The following is a 22,787-nucleotide window of genomic DNA, read 5'->3' on the forward strand; positions in this document are numbered from 1 at the left end:
TGTCGGTCCACAGTTATCGGCCGTAAGCGCCGGCCAATCCACACGCAGACCTTCCTGGATACGTTTTTCCAGCCTGGTCAGCAACTTGAATGAACCTTGTCAAAAGGCCGGCTTCGCTCTCGAAATCCCTTTGAACGCCTTGTCGAGCGCTGGTTGCACGAGGCCGCTCTGGCTATTGATTTATTAGCGCGCGCAAAGAATATGTAAATCTATGATAAGTTCACGACGAACAAAACCAGCAGGCAGACTGGCATGACCAAGATAAAGAATATGGAAGAGTTTGCAGCGCTCAGCGGCATCTCGCGCCCGACGGTATCCAAATACTTTCACGATCCCGACAGCGTTCGCCCCACGACGCGGGCCCGAATCGAAGAGGCGCTGGAACGGTTCGACTATCGCCCCAACATTTACGCGGTGAACCAGAACCGGAAGCTTACCAAGAATATCGGTATCGTCGTACCGTATCTGGCCGATCCGTTCTTTGCTGAAATCGCACGCTATCTGGAACAAAGCTGTATCGCGGCCGGATACCGCCCGTTCCTGTTCAGCTCTCATGGTGAACAAAAGCTGGAAAACGAAATTCTGGACGGTCTGCAATCCATGAAGCCGGCAGGGGTACTTTTGGCGCCTCTCGGACGCGTTTCGGACAGATCAGCAATAGAGAAATTCTGTGCCAATGTTCCGACGATCTTGTTTGACAGTAATCTCGATGGTTTGGGGGCTGCATTCGTTGGTTCTGATAACTTCAGCTTTGTTTCACAAACTGTCGAATACATGACCCGCACTGGTGAACCGCCTTCGTTTTTTGAAATGCGCACACCTGCGAACCCAAACGCCAACAAGCGAAGGAAAGCCTATATCAAAGTGATGGAACGTCTTGGGCTCGAGCCGCACATAATCAAAGTTGAAGGCAAGGGTTGGGCGTTTGAAGAAATCGGCCAAAGAGGGGCGCTGAAAGTTCTGGAAGAACGCGGTTTGCGAACCGACTCGGTACTATGCAGCAATGATCGACTGGCCATTGGCTTTCTTGCAGCTTGCTACAAACAGGGGATTCGCGTCGGTCGTGATGACAGTTGCGCGCTGCGCGTGGCCTCAAATGATGATCATCCCTTCGCGCAGTTCACTTGCCCATCCCTGACAACGGCGGCTCATGACTATGACAATGTTGCCGGTCGCAGCGTCGAAACCCTGTTCCAACTCATTGAAAGTGGAGGGAAATTCCAGACGCGATCAGAAACGTTGTTTCCCGCAAGATTGGTTTTGAGGGATTCTGCGTAACCTACAACTTTTAACGCGCGTAAAGTTTTTATTGACGCCGCGACAATTTACACACTACTTTCTGTGTACGGCATCCAAGCTCAGGGAGGACAAGGATGTATTTGAAGAACGCACTTCGTGCGGCGACGGCATTAACCTTTGTCGCAACGGCCGCGGCCCATGCAGAAACGATCACGATCGCAACCGTCAATAATGGCGACATGATTCGGATGCAGGGCTATACCGACAACTTTACCGAGGCGACTGGTATCGACGTGGAATGGGTGACGCTGGAGGAGAACGTCTTGCGTCAGCGTGTTACCACCGACATCACCACCAAGGGCGGTCAGTTCGATATCATGACCATCGGCATGTACGAAACGCCGATCTGGGGCGCGAATGGCTGGTTGGTTCCTTTGGATGGACTGTCAGAGGAATATGATGTCGGCGATCTGCTTCCTGCGATGGCGGGTGGCCTGAGCCATGAGGGCACGCTGTATGCGGCACCGTTCTATGGCGAAAGCTCGATGATCATGTATCGCACCGACCTGATGGAAAAGGCCGGGATGGAGATGCCTGAGGCGCCAACATGGCAGTTTATCCGCGAGGCGGCGGCTGCGATGACGGACCGTGACAACGACATCAACGGCATCTGCCTGCGTGGCAAGGCGGGTTGGGGTGAAGGCGGTGCCTTTATCACCGTGACTGCGAATTCCTTTGGTGCGCGATGGTTTGATGAAGACTGGAAACCTCAGTTTGATCAGCCCGAATGGAAAGAGGCGCTGACCTTTTTTGTCGACATGATGAATGAATCCGGCCCTGCCGGTTACGCGACCAACGGCTTCAACGAAAACCTGTCGCTGTTCCAGCAGGGCAAGTGCGGAATGTGGATCGACGCCACTGTTGCGGCGTCCTTCGTGACAAATCCGGATGATTCAACTGTCGCGGACAAGGTCGGGTTTGCTCTGGCACCAAATTCGGAAGGCGTCGACAAGCGCGCCAACTGGCTGTGGGCCTGGGCACTGGCCATTCCGGCGGGAACCCAGAAAGAGGATGCAGCCAAGCAGTTCATCGAATGGGCTACTTCGAAGGACTACATCGAACTGGTGGCGGAAAACGAAGGTTGGGCCAATGTCCCTCCGGGCGCGCGTACCTCGCTTTATGAGAACGCGAACTACAAGGACATTCCGTTCGCCAAGATGACGCTCGAGTCGATCCTGTTGGCCGACCCGCAGAACTGCTGTGCCAAGCCAACACCCTATACTGGCATCCAGTTCGTTGCGATCCCGGAATTCGCGGGCATTGCCACACAGGTCAGTCAGGAATTCTCGGCGGTTTATGCCGGACAGCAGACTGTAGATGAAGCGCTTGAAAAGGCGCAGGCCTTTACAGCCGAAGAAATGGAAGCCGCAGGGTACTGAGGCATCCCTCCCAGTAGGGGACAGGTGATCTGTCCCCTGCTCTCTTCCACTTCCACAACTCGCGTTTTTCTCGCAGGCTGAGTTACGCCTGAACAGAGAGGGTTTGCGTAATGGCTACTCAACACTCCCGATCCGTTGCTCGCCTTATGATGGCACCCGCAGTGGTCCTGCTGCTTGGCTGGATGCTCGTGCCATTGACGATGACGCTGTACTTTTCCTTCAAAAAATATCTGCCTCTGCGCGGGGGTGATCTGGGCTGGGTCGGGCTCGACAACTACGTCCGCTTTGTCTCGTCCAGTACATTCTGGCCCGCGGTGCAGGCAACATTGGTCATTGTTGGCGGTGTTCTGATCATAACCGTCATTCTCGGAATTCTGCTTGCCATGTTGCTGGATCAGCCGATGTGGGGGCAAGGCATTGTCCGAATCCTTGTTATCGCGCCGTTCTTCGTCATGCCCACCGTGTCTGCGCTGGTGTGGAAGAACATGTTCATGGACCCGGTCAATGGTTTGCTGGCCCATCTGTGGCGTTTTTTCGGGGCCGAGCCGATCTCGTGGTTGTCCGAGGCGTCGATGACCTCGATCATAATGATCGTTTCGTGGCAATGGCTGCCCTTTGCAACGCTGATCCTGTTGACCGCCATTCAGTCGCTGGACAGCGAGCAACTGGAAGCAGCCGAGATGGATGGTGCACCGCCGTTGAAGCGCTTTTATCACATCATTCTGCCGCATCTGGGCCGTGCGATCACCATTGTGATCCTGATCCAAACAATCTTTCTCTTGTCGATTTTCGCCGAGATATTCGTGACCACAGGCGGCGCTTTCGGCACCCGTACACTCACCTACCTGATCTTCCAGCGCGTGTTGGAAAGCCAGAATGTCGGCCTTGGATCAGCCGGAGGTGTCTACGCAATCATCCTTGCCAATATAGTTGCGATCTTCCTGATGCGCATCGTCGGCAAGAACCTGGACGCGTGAGGAGGAAAACCCATGGCCCGCGCTGTCACATCCCGACGCAAATCGCTGAACACCGCCCTTGCCTGGGCTGTTGGACTGCTGATTTTCTTCCCGATCCTCTGGACGATCCTGACCAGCTTCAAAACCGAAGCGCAGGCCATTGCCAGCCCGCCCCTGTTTTTGAACTTTGACTGGACGCTGGAAAACTACGCCATCGTGCAGGAACGCTCGGACTATATGCGTTTCCTGTGGAATTCGGTGATCATCGCCGGTGGATCGACCATGCTGGGTGTGATCATCGCCGTGCCCGCCGCCTGGGCGATGGCGTTTGTTCCGTCCAAACGAACCAAGGACATCCTGTTGTGGATGCTGTCCACCAAGATGCTGCCAGCCGTAGGTGTGTTGTACCCGATCTACTTGCTGTTCATCCAACTGGGCCTTCTGGATACGCGCGGAGGGTTGGTCGTGGTGCTGATGCTGATCAACCTGCCGATCATCGTCTGGATGCTTTACACTTATTTCCGCGAAATTCCGGGTGAAATTCTGGAAGCCGCGCGGATGGATGGGGCGACGCTGAAAGAGGAAATCCTCTATGTCCTAACCCCCATGGCCATTCCCGGCATCGCTTCGACCGTCCTGCTGAACTTTATCCTTGCGTGGAACGAGGCGTTCTGGACCCTCAATCTGACCGCTGTTGACGCGGCACCGCTCACGGCCTTCATCGCCAGCTATTCCAGCCCCGAGGGCCTGTTCTTTGCCAAGCTCAGCGCGGCCTCGACCATGGCAATTGCACCGATCCTGATCCTTGGCTGGTTCAGCCAGAAACAACTTGTCCGCGGCCTGACCTTCGGCGCTGTGAAATAAGGAGCATTCCTCATGGGACGCATACAACTCAAGTCCGTGACCAAAAGCTTCGGCGACGTTCAGGTCATCCCTCCGCTGGACCTGACCATTGAAGATGGCGAGTTCACCGTTTTCGTCGGCCCTTCGGGCTGCGGAAAATCCACGCTGCTGCGCCTGATCGCAGGGCTGGAAGACATCACCAGTGGCCACATAGAAATCGATGGAGCAGACGCAACAGAAGTACCGCCCGCCAAACGGGGGCTGGCAATGGTGTTCCAGTCTTATGCGCTTTACCCGCATATGACCGTTCGCAAGAACATCGCATTTCCGTTGCGCATGGCGAAACTGGATCAGGCTGAAATCGATAAGCGGGTTGAGGGCGCGGCCAGTGTCCTGAACCTGACCGATTACCTGGATCGCCGCCCTGGCCAGTTGTCCGGTGGTCAACGCCAGCGCGTCGCCATTGGTCGGGCTATCGTTCGTGAACCGGCCGCGTTCCTGTTCGACGAACCGCTTTCAAACCTCGACGCAGCTTTGCGGGTGGGCATGCGGTTGGAGATCAGCGAGCTGCATGAACGCCTCGCGACAACGATGATCTACGTCACCCACGATCAGGTCGAAGCCATGACGATGGCGGACAAGATCGTTGTGCTCCAGGCTGGCGTGATCGAACAGGTTGGCAGCCCGCTGGAACTGTACCGAACGCCTCGCAACCTGTTTGTTGCAGGATTCATTGGCTCGCCCAAGATGAATTTTATCGAAGGGCCCGAAGCGGCAAAGCACGGCGCACGAACGATCGGCATTCGACCGGAACACATCGCGGTGTCGGACTCCGAAGGAGAATGGTCCGGGCGTGTCAGCGTCTCTGAGCATCTTGGTTCGGACACGTTTTTCCACGTCCACGACACCGGACTGGCCGAGACAATCACTGTTCGTGCCGATGGCGAGGTTGGTTTCCGCCATGGGGATCGCATTCATCTGACCCCACGTGCCGATGTGATCCACAGATTTGACGCAGACGGTCTGCGGATCGAATGAAACGTCTGACGGGCAAAACCGCCCTGATTACAGGGGCTGCGCGGGGAATTGGATTGGCATTTGCCAAGGCCTACGTGGCAGAGGGCGCGCGGGTCGCCGTCGCCGACATCGACATCCAGCGCGCGCAGGACGCGGCCGCTGGAATCGGCGCGGCAGCTTTCGCTGTCGAAATGGACGTGACCGACCAGCAGAGCATCGATCAGGCCATAGCCAAAACCGCGGCGCAATTCGGCCCAATCGACATTCTGATCAACAACGCGGCCATCTTCAGCGCCGCACCATTCGTCGAGATCGAGCGCGCCGACTACAATCGGGTGTTTGACATCAACGTCGCGGGCGCGCTGTTTACGATGCAGGCCGTCGCCAAACATATGATCGAGCACGGAACCAAAGGCCGAATTATCAATATGGCCTCGCAGGCCGGGCGAAGGGGTGAACCTTTGGTCGCTGTCTACTGCGCCAGCAAGGCGGCGATCATATCACTGACCCAATCGGCGGGGCTGAACCTGATTTCTCATGGGATCAATGTAAACGCGATTGCCCCCGGTGTCGTCGATGGCGAACATTGGGATGGCGTGGACGCCTTTTTTGCAAAACACGAAGGCAAACCCCTTGGCCAGAAGAAGCGCGAAGTGGCGGCAGCTGTTCCATATGGCCGCATGGGGCGCGCGGAAGACCTGACGGGCATGGCGGTTTTTCTAGCCTCTGACGAAGCCAGGTATGTCGTCGCGCAGACTTACAATGTCGACGGCGGAAATTGGATGAGCTGATGGACCCTGTGGCGAACGCAAAAACCCCTGCACGGCTGCGGCAAGAGAGCCTTTCCAAGCTGCCAACCACCGTGAAGACTCCGATGTATGAACGTACGGATCTGACGCCGGGCATCGTTCATATAGGATTGGGTAACTTCCATCGTGCGCATCAGGCCTGGTATATCCATCAGCTCATGCAGCAGGGGTTGGCCTATGACTGGGCAATCGTCGGAGCGGGTGTGCGAAGCTATGACGCCGTCATGCGAGAACGATTGCTGGCGCAGGATTGCCTCACAACGCTGATCGAGTTGGGGCCAAACGGAATGTCCGCTGAGGTGATTGGTCCGATGATCGACTACCTGCCGATCGAAGAAAACAACGCGGCCCTTATCCACGCGATGGCCGACCCGGCCACCCGGATCGTTTCGCTGACTGTTACCGAAGGGGGATATTTTCTGGATGCCAACAGCGGCGCATTCGATTCCGATCACGCAGATATCCGTCATGACGCCGAAAACCCCAATCACCCCCGTACGGCCTTTGGCGCGATGGTTGCGGCGCTCAGACGACGGCGTGCCGAAGGCCTCAATCCGTTTACGGCGCTCAGCTGCGACAATCTTCAAGGCAACGGAACGATTTTGCGAAACTGTGTTGTGGGATTGGCGCGCATGTTCGACCCGGAACTGGCCGACTGGATCGACAGGCATGGCGCGTTTCCGAACTCGATGGTGGATTGCATCGTACCAGCGACCACCGACCAATTGGTATCGCAATGCCGCGCCCTTGGCGTCGATGACAGAGCGCCCGTCTCGCATGAGAACTTTCGTCAATGGGTCATCGAGGATGCCTTCTGCGCCGGGCGCCCGCCCCTCGAAAACGTCGGCGCAATACTGACTAACAACGTCCATGGTTACGAGACCATGAAGTTGCGCATTTTGAACGGAGGTCATCAACTGTTGGCGAATGTCGGAGAAATACTGAGTGTTCCGACGATTGCCGACTGCATGAAGGACCCGGACATCGTGGCGTTTTTTCGAAAAGTGCAGGTCGAAGAAATCCTTCCGCATGTCGAAGCGGTTCCCGAAACCACTGCAAGTGAGTACCTTGAGTTGATCGAGAGCCGATTTGCAAACACGGCGATTCACGACACCACACGCAGGGTTGCATTCGACGGATCGGCAAGACATCCCGGATTTTTGCTACCGTCGCTCCGCGATGCATTTGCATCAGGGTCTTCTGCAAATGGCCTCGCCCTCGCCGAAGCGTTCTGGTGCCGGATGTGCGCGGGTATTCGTGAAGATGGCTCCGAGATCACTCCCAATGATCCCCAGTGGGAAAGCCTGAACAGCACCGCAAAAGCGTCCAAAGCTGATCCTGAGCTTTGGTTGGAACAGGGTTTCTACAGCGGTGATTTTGGAATCAGTACACAGTTTTCCAGCGCCTTTGCCCGCTGGCTGACCCTGATATGGCAGCGTGGCAGCCGGGCCGCCATTGCTGAGTATGTCGCGAGCGGTTCAACGTAACAAATCATTCACGAGGCTCAGTTCGCTCGGTGCCTATGCGGTGCGGTATCTGGCCCTTGGAGCCTTGTCTGACGTTGGCGCAAATAGGGCCTGAAATCTGCCGAAAATGGCATGGATGTCACCCTCGGCGGTTCTGATCGGTTCACCGCCTTGGGCAAATCCCCATTACAGAGTCCATGGAATAAGCGAAAGTTTGCCACCGGATCAAAAGCTACGAGAACGGGTCCAAAAAAATGAAAAAATATTGGGCAGAATGCCCAAAACCCTAAACGGCCGCAGATGCCCGTTTCAGCCAGGGATCGCGGGTTTCTGTTGCACTTATGCGACGGTTCTGCCGTTGAAAGAAAGTGTCATTTGAAACATGGTGTCACCTGCTGTTTCAAAAGGGTTGGTGCATAGTAGTTTGTCATAAAAAGAACAATTTAAGCGTGCATCCGAGTGCTATCTAAACTTCCGAGCTACAGGGCTGAGCAATGGCTACTACGACTATAATACCAAGACCTTCCGCTTCTTCTCCGCTCAGTCCAATACAAGGTTATGTTGCATACGGTGACGGCAATCCTGCGACCACCACCACAATTTCCTATCACTTCGAACAATACGCAGGCACACAAGCTTGGACTGCGGAATACAAGGCGGAGTTCCGAGCGGCTCTTTCTGCTATCGAAGCCGTCGCAAATGTGACTTTTGTCGAATCCGCCAGCGCTTCGGCCGACTTGGTGGAAATTATTGCGCCCACAAGTTTTTTTTCGAATCCCCGAACGCTTGGCTACCACTACACGCCATCGCGCAACCCCTCTGAAGGCGCCTTCAACACCGCTTACTGGACTGCCGGAACAAATGGAAACGGCGATCCGGGCGGGTTTTTCTTTACGACGTTGCTCCACGAACTGGGCCATGCGCTTGGGTTGGGTCACCCCCACGACACCGGTTTGGGTACAACCGTGATGAATGGCGTCACATCGCCATTTGACTCTTTCGGGACCGGCAGCCTGAATCAGGGTGTCTACACGGTGATGTCGTATAATGATGGCTGGACCGAAAAGAACGGAATTCTCTCTGTCAACGCGACTTATGGTGGTTCAACTGGGCTCGGCGCTCTGGACATTGCTGCGTTGCAGGCGATGTATGGCGCCAATACCAGCCACAACTCTGCCAACGATACCTACACGCTTCCTTGGGCAAACGTTGCGGGTACCGGCTATCAGTCCATTTGGGATACTGGTGGAAACGATACCATCCAGCATGTCGGCAGTTCCAAGGCGCGGATCGACCTGCGGGCCGCAACACTGGACTATTCCGAGACCGGCGGCGGCGTAGTATCTTACGCAGAGGGCATAAAAGGCGGCTTTACAATCGCGCATGGCGTTGTGATTGAAAACGCGATCGGCGGGACGGGTGACGACGTGATCGTCGGGAATACCGCTCAGAACGTTCTGAATGGCAACCATGGTCACGACAAAATCTATTCAGTGTCCGACGGAACCAACAACAACACCGTTTATGGCGGTTTGGGGAACGACACCATTTATCTGGCGAACGGTTCCGGCGCCGACCAGGTATTCGGCGGCCAGGGCGACGATTGGGCCATTGTGACCAACAATGCCGGCTCGTTTTCCGGAGGAAGCGGTGCTGACACAGTCCGATTTGTCAGCGCCATCAGCAGCTATCTGTTCATCAAAAACGGCACCAAATACGAATTTATCGATGCCGTATCGCGCATCACCTTCACGGTGGAAGATGATGTCGAGGCCATTCAGTTCCTGAATGGGTCACAGACATATACTCGTTCGAATATCGAAGCGGCCATGCAGCTTTCGGATATCGAGACGACCGGCACCACACTGAAACATGCAAGTCAGGGCATTTACGTTCTGGATGCAGGCAGCTCGAACGTGACGCTGGTATTTAATGGTCAGGCTGTTGGTCAAAACACGATCGCCGGCTGGCAGGCCATTCAGGCCGAGGCTTCGGGCGGCGGTTACAAAGTGCTGTGGAAAAACGTGGATGGAACATATGGGGAATGGACCGTCAATGCCAATGGTCAGTTCCTCAGCAGCAGCAGCAGCATCGGCAACGTGGCTGATGTAGAGGTCTTCTATGGTGTTGACCTTAACAATGACGGGCTGACGGGTCATGGAACGATCAGCATTGAATCCTACGGCGCGACAACGCTGGGGGCGACAACCCAAGGTGAATATCTGATTGGCGGCACCAACAATCTGACATTCAACAACGCCACTGTCGGACCGAACAGCTTCTCCGGCTGGCAGGCCATTCAGGCCGAGGCCTCCGGTGGCGGCTATCGGGTGTTGTGGAAGAATGCGGATGGGTCCTACGGTGAATGGACGACGAATGCGGCCGGTGAGTTCCGAAGCAGTACAACAATCACCAATGTTGCGGATGTAGAGGTCTTCTATGGCGTTGACCTGAACAATGACGGGCTGACGGGGCATGGAACGATCAGTATTGAATCCAACGGCGCGACAACGCTGGGGGCGACAACCCAAGGTGAATATCTGATTGGCGGCACCACCAAGTTGACATTCAACAACGCTACTGTCGGACCGAACAGTTTCCCCGGCTGGCAGGCCATTCACGCCGAGGCTTCAGGTGGCGGCTACCGGGTATTGTGGAAGAATTCGGACGGAACTTACGGTGAATGGGTCACGGATTCCAATGGTGTATATGTCAGTTCCAACACCGTTCCTGACGTGGTCGCGGTCGAAACTTTCTATGGCTTTGATATCGATGGCAGTGGGACAGTGGGATACGGATTGCCCAAACTCGCTCGGTTTACTGAAGGCGATCAGAATACGCCGACGGGCGAAGAAGTTTTGGGTGTGTCCGATTGGGATGAAACGGTCGATATTCTAAAGTTCGTCCCTGACCTTGAGGCTCCTGAAGACGTAGAAGACGACTACATACTGGTGAACTTGCATCAGGCTCAGGACGGGGCGCTTAACGTTTCCGAAGACTCATTGGCCGCCGTATTGAGTGGGAACTTGGACGTCAAGGATGACGAGGCCAGTCCGACACTTACACCCCATTTGGACGAAGACAGCTTTTGGATTTAAAGATCCTTTGGCGCTGGAGGCGGCCCGTTCGGTTAAACTGACGGTGCCGTTTCTGGCGTAGATCGGCGAATAGGCTTGCGATTTCGATCGGTGTCCCGGCCCTGCAGTCCCGCCTTGTCAGCTCTGTCAAACCAAACAGCAGAGTGAAAGCAAATCGCCAAGGTTTGAGCGGAGCCGTAGCAACATACCCTGCCGCCAGCAAGCCACCACCGGTGTTTCCAGGCAGTTCTGGCAACATCTTAAACCCATAGTGTGCCGAGCGAAGTTCCGCGATCGATCACGGTGATACTCCAAACATCTTTGCGAGGAGGTATTATTCGTTTGTCCTATTGGCCCTGATAGTTTGTGCGGTCGCGCTGCTGAAATGCGCGAATGCGCATCTTCTGGGCGGCCTGAATAGGTGCTCTCATTTTGATCTCGGGCGCTGAACCAAGCTTTGTAATCAGTCATTACCTGACGCGGAACGTGCTGGTCATCATTGGCGTATCCGTCGCCGAAAACCTGACGTTGCGTTGGCCTAGACCTCGGAACTGGTCAGGTGCTTTTGGCCGCGACCGCATAGTTACTGTGCGTCGGAACCACCGCGTTCAAACGTTGAGACAGTCTTTGCGACGTTGGCCAAAAAGTGCTTCTTCCAGCCTGCTGTCTGCGGTTTCTTGCTCAAAAAAACATGTGCAAACTTGGCAATGCTGAACTAACTTTCTAAATGCGGCGATGCCTGTCCGAATGATGTGGATTTTAAACTGTGAAACCTCAACACCGCCTGTCAGCGGCCCCTCGCCATGAATTGCGCAACGTGCGCAATCAGGGCATTGCCTTTCTGGCCTTGGCGTTTTTGTTCAGCATCTTCGTCAACCTGCTCATGCTGACAGGTCCGCTGTTCATGCTGCAAGTATATGATCGGGTTCTTGGTTCACGGGCAGTTGAAACTCTGACGGCACTGTTTTTGCTTGTTGCGTTGCTTTATGCGCTGATGGCCATGCTGGACTATGCGCGCGGTCGCATCGTTGCCCGCTTTGGAGCGCGGTTCCAGTCGCAGCTGGATGAGCGCGTTTTCGAAGCCACAATGCGCCGGTCTCTGGTGCCTCAGGTGCGATCGGCTCCGGCGACTGCATTGCGGGACCTCGAGACCATTCGCACCTTGTGCTCTTCGCCCGTGTTGCTTGCAGTTATGGATATTCCTTGGACACCTGTCTTCCTGGGGGCAATATTCATTTTTCATCCACTGCTTGGCTGGTTGGCCGTTGCAAGTGGCGTGCTACTTGTGGTGATCGCATTGCTCAACCAGGCCCTGACCAGCCGTAAGGTGGCCGAGGCACAATCCGCGGCGGCTCGGGCGAATGCCTTTTCCGAGCACGCAAGGCAAGCAGCTGAGGTTGTGCGCTCTCAGGGAATGCAGGCGGACGTGACCAGGCGGTGGTTGAACCAACGTTCCGAAGCTTTGCGTCAAAGCATTTCCGCCAGTGATTGGACTGGTAGCTTCACGTCGCTGACGAAATCGCTTCGGCTTTTCCTGCAATCTGCCATGCTGGCTTTGGGCGCGTGGTTGGTACTGCAAAACGAAATGACGCCCGGGGCGATGATTGCGGGCTCGATTCTCTTGGGACGGGCCTTGGCCCCGGTGGAACAGGCGGTCGGCCAATGGAGTTTGGTCGAACGGGCACGCACGGCCTGGACTTCGTTGAACCGGTTTCTGGACCAGACACCGCCAGAGGAACAGCGGATCCGTTTGCCGATCCCCAAATCCCAATTGGAAGCCAAATCCCTGACGGTAATCCCTCCGGGTGCCACTGCGCCAACGTTGCGGAACGTTAACCTGAAACTGGAACCGGGAAAGGCGCTTGGTGTGATCGGGAAAAGTGGGTCGGGCAAGACGACCCTGGCCAAGGCTCTGCTGGGGCTTTGGAGACCGGCGGCGGGCGAGATCCGGTTGGGCGGCGCCACGTTGGATCAATACGATCCCAACGATCTGGGCAGCCATATCGGATACCTGCCGCAGCAGGTGACCCTGTTCAACGGAACCGTTGCTGAAAATATTGCACGGATGTCGGAAAACCCGGATTCAGAAGCGGTGGTTGCGGCGGCCAAGAAGGCCAAGGCACATGAACTGATCCTGTCATTGGAAAAGGGGTACGGCACCTTCCTTGAAGGCAATGACAGCCAGTTGTCGGGCGGTCAGAAACAGCGCATTGCGTTGGCCCGTGCGCTGTATGGCGACCCGGTCCTTCTCATTTTGGACGAGCCGAACTCGGCCCTCGACGCAGATGGCACCGAAGCTTTGAACGCAGCCGTGCGCGGCCTCAAGGAAGCGGGAAAGGCCGCCATCATCATGACGCATCGCCCGCAGGCCATTTCGGAATGCGACGATCTTGCTGTCGTGGAAAAAGGCCAGGTCGTAAGGTTCGGCGGCCGCGACGAGGTTCTGAGCGCAATGGTCCAGAATGCGGGCGCGATAAAGCGCAAGCTTAGCCCCGTAGGTGAATAATGGCGAAAAAATCAACCAAGAAACCCGTCCCCGTCTGGGGCATCAAAATACCTGCGCTGGTGGGATTTCTTGCCCTTGGCATTCTGGTCGGCGGATTGGGGCTTTGGGCCGTGAAAACGCGGCTGGCCGGGGCGATTGTATCTTCGGGCGTCATCGAAGTTCAAAGCAACCGTCAGGTCGTTGAACATCCTGACGGCGGCGTGGTCGGCGAAATTTTCGTGCGCGACGGTGATACGGTTGCCTCGGGCGATTTGCTTTTGCGGTTGGACGATACATTTCTGTCTTCGGAACAGACGATTGTAGAATCTCAACTCTTTGATCTGCTGGCCCGTCGTGCCCGGCTGGAAGCCGAGCGGGATGGCCTGACATCCGAAGAATTGGCGGCGCGCCTGGCTGAGGTTCAAAAAGAATACGATATCGATCCGGACCTGATTGCAGGGCAACAGAACCTGTTCAATGCCCGACTGGAAACGCTGTCCAAGCAGGACGAACAACTGCGCAAACAGTTGGTTCAGATAGAAAGCGAGATCGCAGGCACGCAGGCTCAGTTGGTCTCGTTGCGCCGCCAGACAGAGTTGATCGAGGCGGAGTTGAAGGATCAGCAAAGCCTGTTGAGCAGGGGTCTGACACAAAACAGCCGCGTGCTGGCGCTGCAACGCGAAGAAGCCAGTCTGACAGGCGAAATCGGCAAACTGGAAGCGTCCGTTGCGCGCCTCAAGGGACAGATTGCATCAACCGAGATCAAGATTGTCGAACTGACCGCAACCCGGCGGGAAGAAGCGATCACCACTTTGCGGGACGTTCAGGCGCAGGTGGCAGAACTGTGGGAACGACGTTTGTCCCTGGCGGAACGTCTGGCCAGGCTTGAAATTCGCGCACCTGTCAGCGGAACGGTTTACGGCAGTCAGGTCTTTGCCCTGCAATCGGTCATTCAGCCGGGTGAACCCATGATGTATGTGGTTCCGCAGGACACGCCGCTGTTGGTGGCAGCGCGGGTGGATGCGATCCATGTGGATCAGTTGCATGTCGGGCAATCCGTTGCCCTGCGCTTTCCGGCGTTCAATCAACGCGAAACGCCCGAACTCGAAGGACAGGTCAACAACGTCTCGGCGGACACCTTCACGGATGAACAGTCCGGTTTCACCTTTTACCGCGCCGAAGTGGTGCTGAACGACGGTGAGATCGACCGGCTCAATGGTCAGGAACTTTTGCCGGGTATGCCGGTTGAGACACTGATCAAGACCGACGAACGCACACCGTTGTCCTATCTTGTGAAACCGATGGCAGACTACTTCAACCGCGCGTTTCGCGAATGATGCGGACGCGGTTATCGCTGGATGACCGCGTTTTCCCATTCAGCCAGAAAACGGCGGCGTTTCAGCCTGTCCAGAAATGTCATGAGCCCCGGGTCCAGCCCAATCATTTCGCGATCGGTGCCAGTTTCGTGCGGGGCCAAGGGCGGCAAGGTAACAGGGTCGCCTACCCGTTTGGTTTGGTTGGAAATCAGGTGTTTGAGAAAAGACGTGGCGGCGTCCGGTTGCGGGGTGCCATTCAGCACCATGGCCGTGCGCATCATGGTCGTCTGAAAATCCGACGGCAGAATGATTTCCACCGTGTCCTTGCTTCCGGCGCGGGCTTCGGCGTAGCTGCCCAGAACGTTGTAAGCCACTGCAATCTCACCTTTGACGAGGTCATCGATCATATCCGCCGAACAACAGTACAGGCGTACGTCCAATCCACCCATCACCTCCATAAGCCGCCAATACGTCTCGGACGCGCGGGCATCCTGCGTTGCGAACAGATAACCCAGACCGGATTGACGGATGTCATAGGTGCCCACACGGCCCCTGAAATCATCGGGACGCAAACGAAGGATTTCGATTAGTTGTTGCCGGGTCTCGGGGATGGGGCCGCCGGCAAAGGCCGCGCGGTTAATCACGATTGTCGCCGGTTCCGATGTGAACGCGAACAGGCTTTGATGCCATTGGGCCCAGGATGGCAGCGGTATGTCGTCGATGATACGCCCGAAACCGTCGTTTGCCAGCTTCAGTTGCAGATCCATCGCGCTGGATATGACAACATCGAAGTCTTCCGGCGCGGCGCGGACTATTCGGTCGATATCTGCGGTGCCGGTCACCAGGTATTCGACAGAGATACCGGGGTTTTCTTCGATGAAACCCGCAATCAAGGGTTCGAACAGAAAGGTGTCCGTGCTTGAGATCACGCGTAGATGCGCCTCATTTGCCGAGGCGTTGAAAACCTGCCTGTCCTCCCAGGTTTGGGCGGCAACAACGACAGGAAGGCTGAAGAAAATCAAAGCGATAAGATAACGCACGCGCCGCCCCCCTGCCGATTGGTCAATTCCAGTGTGCCACCATGTGCAGATGCAACGTCCTGAACGATTGTAAGGCCCAATCCGGATCCGATGGTTCCGCTTGCGTTCTTCCCGCGCTCAAAACGGCGCGTCAAAGTGCCGATCTCGTCAGGAGGAAACCCCGGCCCACGGTCTTTGACAATTATCTGAATGCGTGGCTCCGAAACAACCTCGATGCGTACAAAACTGTCCGCAGGGGCATATTTCAGAGCGTTGTCGATCATGTTGCGCACAGCGTTTTGAATAAGAATCGGATCACCCGAGTAGGAAACCTTTGGATCGCCACTCAGGGAAAGCGACAAGTCCTTCATCTCGGCGATTGGCGTGAGACGCTGCACCAGATCACGGACCAAAGCATTGAGATCAATGTCTTCGCGCTCCAGATGATCGGCGCGGAACGTGATCATCGCATGATCCAGCAATTGCCCCGCCGCGCGCGAGCTTTCATCAATCGCCCGCACCATTGAGCGCAATGCTTCGCGATTTTCTTCCTTTTCAACCCTCTGCAACGTGGCATCGGCATAAGATCGAACGGTTGCCAAAGGGGTGCGCACCCGGTGGGCGGCTTCGGCGATGAAATCCTCCGATTGGCTCAATGACTGATCCAGTCGCCCCATCAAAGAATTCAATGACGCCACCAAAGGCGCCATTTCGCGGGGTACGGGCTTTTTGAACGGGCTCAGGTCCTGTGGACCGCGCCGGGTGACAGAGGTCGTAAGCCTGTTCAATTGGCCAATCGTGGACGAGGTGGCCCAGAACGACAGCGCAGCGGCAAGGGCAAAGAACCCGACGCCCAAAATCGCCGCGTTGCGTGAAATCTGGTCGAGAGTTTCCGCAAGCGCGTCCTGCGTTTGGCCCAACGCGACCTCGATGACGGTTTGTTTGTTCAGGCCCACCAGGGTTCGCCGAGCACTGACCTGACGTATGGTTTCACCCCTTATCCGACTGGTTTGAAAGCTCCACTTTCCGTCGAATTGCCCTGTGGCCGGCGGCAGATCTTCATATCCTGACAGAAACGCGCCATCCTGAAAAATCGCGTAAAAAACCCGATCGTCGGACGGTGTGCTGAGCATGGCGAAGGCTGCATAGGGAATATCAACCTCCAACTGACCGTCGCGCAAGGCGGCCGCGTCCAGAATTGAGGCGACCGACGCCCCCAGGATGTTGTCCTGCCCTTGCTGCGCGACCTGTGCGGCATAGTTGCGAACCGTGATAAACAGAAGAAACGCCAATATCGCGGCACCACCGATCAAAGTCAGGACCAGCCTGTTCCGAAGCGATCCTGACACATAGGGATCAGGAGGCATGATCCAGCCTGTATCCAAGACCGCGAAGCGTGGTGATCTTCAGGTCCGACGGTTCAAGATGTTTACGAAGGCGGCCAACGTAAACCTCGATAGCATTGTCCGAGACATCGTCATCATATGAAAAAAGCCGGTCGGTCAGTTTCTGTTTCGAAAAAACCTGACCAGGCGCGCTGATGAACAGTTCCAGAAGGCGCAGTTCCCGATTGCGCAACGAAACAGTCTCATCCCCTACGGTCAGATGACCTGCCAATGGATCAAAGACTATTCCGCCCACTTCAATCGTTGTCCGTGAATTCCCGGATTTGCGACGCAGAACGGCGCGGCAGCGGGCCTCGAGTTCGGCGTGGTCGAACGGTTTGGTGACATAGTCGTCGGCCCCCAGATCCAGCGAACCGATTCGATCCGAAACCTGGCTGCGTGCGGTCAAAACGATCACGGGTGTGTCCAGATGACCTGCGCGATGCCGTTTGAGAAAGTCGCGCCCGTCCCCATCCGGCAACATGATATCCAACAGAATAAGGTCGTATTCCTGAGTTTCGGTAAAGGCGGTCGCCTCGTCCAATTTAGACGCATGATCAACCACATGGCCGTCTAACCTCATGCGCGAACAGATGGCGTTCGCCAGATCAAGATTGTCTTCCACAAGGAGGAATTTCATGGGATTTTTGCTATTTTTCGTGCGTGACAGGTTGATGTCAGGTTGATGTGTTTTTGTTCCACCCAATCTGAGCCGCCATGCGGCTGGTTGTCAAATGGGAGGACATCATGACGACATTCACACTGGGCCGTCGCGCCCTGATCGCAGCTGTGGCCGCAATTGGCCTGACAGGGCCTGCTTTGGCTGATGGCCATCAGGTCGTGGACAGCATTCACTTTCTGATCCCCGGTGGCGCCGGTGGCGGCTGGGACGGAACGGCGCGCGGCACGGGCGAAGCGCTGACAAAAGCTGGCCTTGTCGGCACGGCGTCATACGAAAACATGTCGGGCGGCGGTGGTGGCAAAGCCATTGGATATCTGATTGAAAATGCCGACAGCAACCATGGCACTCTGATGGTGAATTCTACGCCGATCGTGATCCGCTCATTGACCGGCGTATTTCCTCACAACTTCCGCGATCTGACGCTGGTTTCGGGCACTATCGGCGACTATGCCGCGATCGTTGTGGGCAAAGACAGCCCGATCAACTCGATGGCGGATCTGCTTGCCGCTTTTGATGCGGACCCAGGCGGCACAGCGATCGGTGGCGGCTCGGTTCCCGGCGGCATGGACCACCTGGTCGCCGCGATGGTAATGGAAGCAGCGGGCAAGGATGCGCTTGGCGTGAAATACATCCCCTATGATGCGGGCGGCAAAGCCATGGCGGCCCTGCTGTCGGGTGAAATCGCAGCCCTGTCCACCGGCTTTTCGGAAGCGGTCGATCTGGCAAACGCCGGTGAAGTCAAGATTATCGGCGTGACATCCGACGAGCGCGTTGATGCGGCTCCTGACGCGATGACGATGAAGGAACAGGGTATTGATACCACCTTCGTGAACTGGCGCGGCTTCTTCGCGGCCCCCGGTCTGCCCGAGGAAAAATTGGCCGCCTACCAGGAAGCGATTGCCAAGATGTACGACACCCCGGAATGGGAAGAGGTTCGTGCACGCAATGGTTGGGTCAACATCCACAACTCGGGCGCAGATTTCCAGACCTTCCTGGAGCAGCAGGAACAGCAGATCGGCGATCTGATGAAAAAGCTGGGCTTCCTCTAAGTCCATTTTCGGCAGAGCGGATCCGCCGCTCTGCCTGCCCACGAACAGGAACAGGGAGAGGCTCTCATGGCGCTGGATCGCTGGATCGCGCTCATTCTTCTGGGGGTGTGTTTGACATATGGCTACGCCGCTTGGTTCACGATGGACGACAGCCTGCCCCCTTTCATGCAGCGAAACCCGATCTGGCCCAGCACTTTCCCCAAAGTGCTGTCGGTTCTGGGTGTCGTCACCACCACGATTATTTTGCTGGGCTTTGAAAAGGCGGAACCAAAGGAAGCCGATATCGATTACCGGCGACTCGGGGAATACCACCTTGATCAAGCGCTTATGTTGCTGGCCTTGATGGTGATTTACGCGCTTTGCCTGCGCCCTGTTGGGTTTCTGATCTCGACCTCGGCCTTTCTGATCCTCGGGTCTTTCATTCTGGGTGAGCGCAAATGGCACGTCATGCTACCCGTCGCGCTGATCGCCACAGGCGCGGTCTGGTATCTGGTTCAGGAAGTTCTTGGCATCTACATGCGCCCATTGCCGGGCATTTTCGGAGGCTGACATGCTTGAAGGACTTCTGATCGGCCTGCAAACGGCATTCTCAATTCAGAACCTGCTGATGGTCATCGCAGGATGTTTGATCGGTACATTCATCGGAATGCTTCCGGGCCTGGGCCCGATGTCGATCATCGCGATCATGATCCCGGTTGCGATTTCCATGGGCGACCCTTCAGCCGCGCTGATCCTGTTGGCCGGTGTCTACTATGGCGCCATTTTTGGCGGTTCGACATCTTCGATCCTTCTCAACGCGCCGGGGGTCGCGGGCACTGTTGCGTCCAGTTTCGACGGCTATCCGATGGCTCGCCAGGGCAAAGCGGGCAAAGCGTTGACTGTTGCAGCTATTGCAAGTTTTGCCGGCGGTACGATCGGGGCGATTTTGTTGATGGTCTTTGCCCCTGCTCTGTCTTCGGTGGCACTGCTGTTCCACTCGGCCGAGTATTTCGCGCTTATGGTCGTGGGCCTGTCGGCAATCGCAGCCTTCGCAGGCACCGGTCAAGTGGCCAAAGCCGTCATCATGACGCTGCTTGGGTTGATCATGGCAACGGTCGGTGAAGGCGCATTGTTCAACCTGCCACGTTTCACAATGGGTATCATGGATCTGCAATCGGGCTTTGGCTTCATCACGCTTGCCATGGCCATGTTCGCCCTGCCCGAAGCGCTGTTTCTGGTGCTCAAACCAAAGAAGCTTCAGGAGGATGACGGCGAGATCAAGGACCTGCGCATCACAGGCAGTGAAGCCAAGGCCATCGCGCCGGTGATTGGCCGCCAATCTGTACAGGGCTTCTTCATCGGGGTTCTGCCCGGTGCAGGGGCAACGATTGCCAGCTTCCTCGGCTACGCGGTCGAGCGCAACATTGCCCCGAAAGAGGAACAGGACGAATTCGGCAAAGGGTCAATAAAAGGTCTGGCTGCGCCCGAAACGGCGAACAACGCGGCATGCACCGGTTCTTTCGTGCCGCTGCTGACACTGGGCATTCCCGGGTCTGGCACAACCGCGATCCTGCTTGGCGCACTGATTGCCCTGAACGTGACACCCGGCCCACGGCTGATGCTGGACGAGCCGCAGATATTCTGGGCCGTCATCATGTCAATGTTCATTGGCAACCTTGTTCTGCTGATCCTGAACCTGCCGCTGATCCCATATATCGCAAAGGTTCTCTCGGTTCCGCGCAATTACCTGATCCCCTTCATTTTGTTCTTCACTCTGATGGGGGCCTATATCGGGCAGAACAACGCGACCGAGCTTTTGATACTTGTTGGCTTCGGTGTTTGCGCCACGGCGTTGAAATTTGCCGACTACCCGCTTGCGCCGCTGCTGATTGGTTTCATCCTCGGGGGGATGATGGAGGACAACTTTGCCCGCTCGATGCAGCTCTATGACGGTATTGCTTTCATCTGGGAACGTCCGATGACGTTGGGTCTGCTTGTTGTCGCGGTGCTGCTGGTGTTGTTGCCCAGCTATCGCGCACGCCGCGCGCGTGCCCGGGCTGCAGGGGTTGCCGACGGTGACTGAGCCACTAGCAGGAATACGGGTTCTCGATCTGACGAATGTCCTCGCGGGTCCGTATTGCTGCTATCAACTGGCGCTCATGGGCGCCGAAGTGATCAAGGTCGAACGCCCTGACGGTGGCGACCTTGCCCGCGTTCTGGGTGCTGATCCCGCCAGAAACAAGGCCGGTATGGGCGTCAGCTTTCTGGCGCAGAATGCTGAAAAAAAGTCCATCACGCTCAACATGAAATCAGAACGGGGCAAGGCGCTTCTGAAACGCCTTGTCCAGACGGCCGACGTGTTGGTAGAGAACTTTCGCCCCGGTGTGATGGATCGGCTTGGACTTGGGTATGGCGTCTTGCGCAATGTGAACCCCAGCCTGATTTACTGTGCCATAAGCGGATTCGGTCAGGACGGCCCCCGCCGGGGCGATCCGGCCTATGACCAGATCGTGCAGGGTATCAGTGGCGTGATGTCTGTCACCGGCGGTCCTGACACCGCACCCTATCGCGTTGGCTATCCTTTGGCGGACACGATTGGTGGGATGACGGCCGCTTTTGCAGTGTCCGCCGCCCTGAACGCGGATCCTCGCGGGGCCTATCTGGATGTGGCAATGTCCGAGGCAGTGATCTCTACAATGGGTTGGGTCGTGTCGAACTATCTGATCGCCGGTGCCATTCCCGGGGCCCATGGCAACGAAAACACCACGTCAGCACCGTCGGGAACATTTGCAACCTCTGACGCGCCCATCAACATTGCCGCCAACCGCGACGAACAGTGGCAGGCGCTGGCCCGGCATCTGGGCCGGCAAGACCTGCTGGCCCACCCGGACTATGAAACGCGCGAAGACCGCAAGCGCAATCGCCACGCCCTGCGCGCGGCGCTGGAGGAGACCTTGCGGACCAGAGCGGCATCAGACTGGGTCAGCGAACTCAACGCAATAGGAGTGCCGGCCGGGCAGGTATTGACCGTGCCCGAGGCGCTTGATGACGAACAGCTTGCCGGTCGTGGCCTGATCGGGTCTTTGCGGGTGCAGGGCGAAGACATGAAACTTGCAGGCAGCCCCATTGTCATGGACGGCGAACGGCAAATGCCCCAAACCGCGCCGCCTGAACTTGGGGCAGACAATAACGCGATCTGGGCTGAAATTGGGTTGTCCAGCGCGGAAATTGACGCTTTGAGCAAGAAAGGCATCATATGAGCGATGTGTCCGATTGGTGGACGACTTCCATCATCGATATGGAACCGGGCCGGATCGACCTGCGCGGAGAGCCGATTCAGGATCTGATCGGAAATCTCAGTTTCAGCGAGATGATCTGGTTCATGGTTCGTGGCGACCGACCATCTGGGGCGCAGGCCCGGTTGTTCGAGGCCGCGCTGGTCGCCGCCGTGGACCATGGGCCTCAGGCGCCTTCGATCGCAACGGCGCGGATGGCCGTAACCTGCGGACTGCCCCTGAACAACGCGATGGCGAGCGCAGTGAACATGTTAGGGGATATTCACGGCGGGGCTGGCGAGCAAGCGGTTATGCTGTACCATTTCGTGGCGCAACATCCTGGCCGGTTGGATCAAACGCTGGACGAGTGGATCGAGCGTGAAGGAAAGATATTGCCGGGTTTTGGCCATCGGTTCCACACGCCGACGGATCCGCGCGCACCACGTCTGATGGCGTTGGTCCGTGATGCTGTGAAGGACGGGGCTTGCGATGGTCAGTTCCTACAGATCGGACAGGCGATCGAGGCAGAGTTGGCCCGGCGCAAAGGGAAGCCCGTTCCAATGAACATAGATGGTGCCACCGCGGTGATCTATGCCGAGTTGGGTTTTGCGCCCCCACTGGCACGCGGTTTGTTTTGCCTATCCAGATCTGTTGGCATTCTGGCCCATGCGTGGGAACAGATGCAGCAAGGCGGCCGGAACAAGGGACCGACCCCGCCTGCCTATCGCTGGACCTATGTCGAGACGTAAAT

At 56.6% G+C, this 22,787-nt stretch carries 18 protein-coding genes; 15 read left to right on the top strand and 3 right to left on the bottom strand.

The genetic code is table 11. The annotated features are described in order from the left end of the window. Positions 1 to 252: 252 nt before the first annotated feature. The 10 genes from GOW60_RS07425 (at position 253) to GOW60_RS07470 (ending at position 14,668) form a co-directional block, all read left to right on the top strand. The gene (locus GOW60_RS07425; RefSeq protein WP_171228785.1) at positions 253 to 1,278 is read left to right on the top strand and encodes a LacI family DNA-binding transcriptional regulator; all 1,026 of its coding nucleotides are present in this window, start codon (positions 253 to 255) and stop codon (positions 1,276 to 1,278) included. A gap of 95 nt (positions 1,279 to 1,373) precedes the next feature. Next, positions 1,374 to 2,678, top strand: a complete 1,305-nt coding sequence (locus tag GOW60_RS07430; protein ID WP_152460299.1) for a sugar ABC transporter substrate-binding protein — start codon at positions 1,374 to 1,376, stop codon at positions 2,676 to 2,678. Between the two features lie 110 nt (positions 2,679 to 2,788). After that, entirely contained in the window at positions 2,789 to 3,655 is an 867-nt protein-coding gene (locus GOW60_RS07435) for a carbohydrate ABC transporter permease (protein ID WP_171228786.1), read from the top strand. A gap of 12 nt (positions 3,656 to 3,667) precedes the next feature. After that, positions 3,668 to 4,498, top strand: coding sequence for a carbohydrate ABC transporter permease (locus tag GOW60_RS07440; protein ID WP_152460301.1), 831 nt, complete (start codon positions 3,668 to 3,670; stop codon positions 4,496 to 4,498). 12 nt (positions 4,499 to 4,510) lie between these two features. Continuing rightward, on the top strand, positions 4,511 to 5,515 hold the full coding sequence (locus GOW60_RS07445; RefSeq protein ID WP_171228787.1) for an ABC transporter ATP-binding protein: 1,005 nt from the start codon (positions 4,511 to 4,513) through the stop codon (positions 5,513 to 5,515). Then, positions 5,512 to 6,285, top strand: a complete 774-nt coding sequence (locus GOW60_RS07450) for an L-iditol 2-dehydrogenase (RefSeq protein ID WP_152460303.1) — start codon at positions 5,512 to 5,514, stop codon at positions 6,283 to 6,285. Before GOW60_RS07445 ends, GOW60_RS07450 begins: the two co-directional genes overlap by 4 nt. Then, positions 6,285 to 7,790 carry a mannitol dehydrogenase family protein gene (locus GOW60_RS07455; RefSeq protein ID WP_171228788.1) on the top strand — a complete coding sequence of 502 codons (1,506 nt, stop codon included), beginning with the start codon at positions 6,285 to 6,287 and terminating at the stop codon, positions 7,788 to 7,790. The genes GOW60_RS07450 and GOW60_RS07455 overlap by 1 nt, the downstream gene beginning before the upstream one ends. A 473-nt stretch (positions 7,791 to 8,263) precedes the next feature. Then, a complete protein-coding gene (locus tag GOW60_RS07460) occupies positions 8,264 to 10,867 on the top strand; it encodes a M10 family metallopeptidase C-terminal domain-containing protein (RefSeq protein WP_171228789.1) in 2,604 nt (867 codons plus the stop codon). A 745-nt stretch (positions 10,868 to 11,612) separates the two neighbouring features. Further along, a complete protein-coding gene (locus GOW60_RS07465) occupies positions 11,613 to 13,352 on the top strand; it encodes a type I secretion system permease/ATPase (RefSeq protein WP_371813333.1) in 1,740 nt (579 codons plus the stop codon). After that, positions 13,352 to 14,668: an HlyD family type I secretion periplasmic adaptor subunit gene (locus tag GOW60_RS07470; protein WP_171228790.1), complete on the top strand. Its 1,317-nt coding sequence runs from the start codon at positions 13,352 to 13,354 to the stop codon at positions 14,666 to 14,668. Before GOW60_RS07465 ends, GOW60_RS07470 begins: the two co-directional genes overlap by 1 nt. Before the next feature lie 11 nt (positions 14,669 to 14,679). Here the strand turns inward: GOW60_RS07470 and GOW60_RS07475 are convergent, their stop codons facing one another. Genes GOW60_RS07475 through GOW60_RS07485 form a run of 3 tightly spaced genes read right to left on the bottom strand, consistent with a single transcriptional unit; the run spans position 14,680 to position 17,691 of the window. Further along, entirely contained in the window at positions 14,680 to 15,687 is a 1,008-nt protein-coding gene (locus GOW60_RS07475) for an ABC transporter substrate-binding protein (RefSeq protein WP_171228791.1), read from the bottom strand. After that, positions 15,666 to 17,033 carry a sensor histidine kinase gene (locus GOW60_RS07480; RefSeq protein WP_171228888.1) on the bottom strand — a complete coding sequence of 456 codons (1,368 nt, stop codon included), beginning with the start codon at positions 17,031 to 17,033 and terminating at the stop codon, positions 15,666 to 15,668. Before GOW60_RS07480 ends, GOW60_RS07475 begins: the two co-directional genes overlap by 22 nt. Continuing rightward, on the bottom strand, positions 17,023 to 17,691 hold the full coding sequence (locus tag GOW60_RS07485) for a response regulator transcription factor (protein WP_171228792.1): 669 nt from the start codon (positions 17,689 to 17,691) through the stop codon (positions 17,023 to 17,025). The genes GOW60_RS07480 and GOW60_RS07485 overlap by 11 nt, the downstream gene beginning before the upstream one ends. 107 nt (positions 17,692 to 17,798) lie before the next feature. Between GOW60_RS07485 and GOW60_RS07490 the strand changes: the two genes are divergently transcribed. The 5 genes from GOW60_RS07490 to GOW60_RS07510 all read left to right on the top strand — a co-directional run bounded on the left by GOW60_RS07490 (position 17,799) and on the right by GOW60_RS07510 (position 22,785). After that, entirely contained in the window at positions 17,799 to 18,782 is a 984-nt protein-coding gene (locus tag GOW60_RS07490; RefSeq protein WP_171228793.1) for a tripartite tricarboxylate transporter substrate binding protein, read from the top strand. A 66-nt stretch (positions 18,783 to 18,848) separates the two neighbouring features. Beyond that, positions 18,849 to 19,331, top strand: coding sequence for a tripartite tricarboxylate transporter TctB family protein (locus GOW60_RS07495; protein WP_171228794.1), 483 nt, complete (start codon positions 18,849 to 18,851; stop codon positions 19,329 to 19,331). Position 19,332: 1 nt separating this feature from the next. Continuing rightward, a complete protein-coding gene (locus GOW60_RS07500) occupies positions 19,333 to 20,844 on the top strand; it encodes a tripartite tricarboxylate transporter permease (protein WP_171228795.1) in 1,512 nt (503 codons plus the stop codon). Further along, positions 20,837 to 22,021: a CoA transferase gene (locus tag GOW60_RS07505; RefSeq protein WP_171228796.1), complete on the top strand. Its 1,185-nt coding sequence runs from the start codon at positions 20,837 to 20,839 to the stop codon at positions 22,019 to 22,021. The genes GOW60_RS07500 and GOW60_RS07505 overlap by 8 nt, the downstream gene beginning before the upstream one ends. Next, the gene (locus GOW60_RS07510) at positions 22,018 to 22,785 is read left to right on the top strand and encodes a citryl-CoA lyase (RefSeq protein ID WP_171228797.1); all 768 of its coding nucleotides are present in this window, start codon (positions 22,018 to 22,020) and stop codon (positions 22,783 to 22,785) included. Before GOW60_RS07505 ends, GOW60_RS07510 begins: the two co-directional genes overlap by 4 nt. Positions 22,786 to 22,787: the final 2 nt, after the last annotated feature.

Origin of the sequence: Ruegeria sp. HKCCA4008 (assembly GCF_013033125.1) — a bacterium.
Classification (GTDB): domain Bacteria; phylum Pseudomonadota; class Alphaproteobacteria; order Rhodobacterales; family Rhodobacteraceae; genus Ruegeria.